Here is an 872-nt window from a genome sequence, read left to right as displayed (position 1 = left end):
CGCGTGTTGCGCGAACCAGATGCCTCGCTGCGCAGCCGACAGCGGAAACGCCCCTTCCGGAGCACCGCTACTACCCGCTGCTTGTCCCGACCCCAAGGGTTACTCCGTTCTCGAACGCGTGGCGACTGCCGCCTGTGTCTTTGGTGATTCGTAGCTCTCGGTCCCACGGACTGCGTCGTGAGCCGGTCTTCCGATGAACGCCATCACACGAACAGGCCCTGCCGGTTCGAAGCATCTCGCGGAGCGGGGACGGGCCGGGCATGGGACGCCCTGCGCTGATCGAAGAGTTCCACCACACTCGGAGTCGATGTCAGACGATCGTCCGAAACCCGATTGCCTGCGACGCTGAACACTCCAAGGCCCTTACATCCCGAACTACTTGCGGTGAGCGGGTTCATACGTGGCTCCGTTCTCTCATCGATCCAACAAGCGGCCACCCAATCGGTGCTCGTCATCCTCCGAGTCGAGAGCCGAGTCTACGGCGCTGGTGGAGGAGCGAAACATCGTCGCGATCATTGCTTCGGCCTCCTCTCGCTCGGTGGTGACAATCTCGGTTCGTACGGTTCTGCGGTAGCGCCGGGAATTACATCGGTGTCGGATCCACTGCCGTTACCGGCGCCGGTGTGACGTACCCAACCCTCGATACTTCCAGAACCAGGCCTAGATTCGATCTTCGACGCGCACATATTCAACAGGCCGGACCGCATTCCGGGCACTGTGTACAACCAGAACACGGATACCGTACCGAGAGTCGGAATTTCACTAGGTGTACAACTGTCGTATCCAGTTTCATGTTCCGCCTCCCGACTGTTATCCGTGCACGGTGCAGCCGATCTGATGACCGGCCGCGGCGTTGAACACTCACTGCCCCC

Origin of the sequence: Rhodococcus sp. IEGM 1307, assembly GCF_030056915.1 — a bacterium.
GTDB classification, from domain to species: Bacteria; Actinomycetota; Actinomycetes; order Mycobacteriales; family Mycobacteriaceae; genus Rhodococcus_F; species Rhodococcus_F opacus_D.
Note: the sequence above shows the minus strand (reverse complement) of the source record.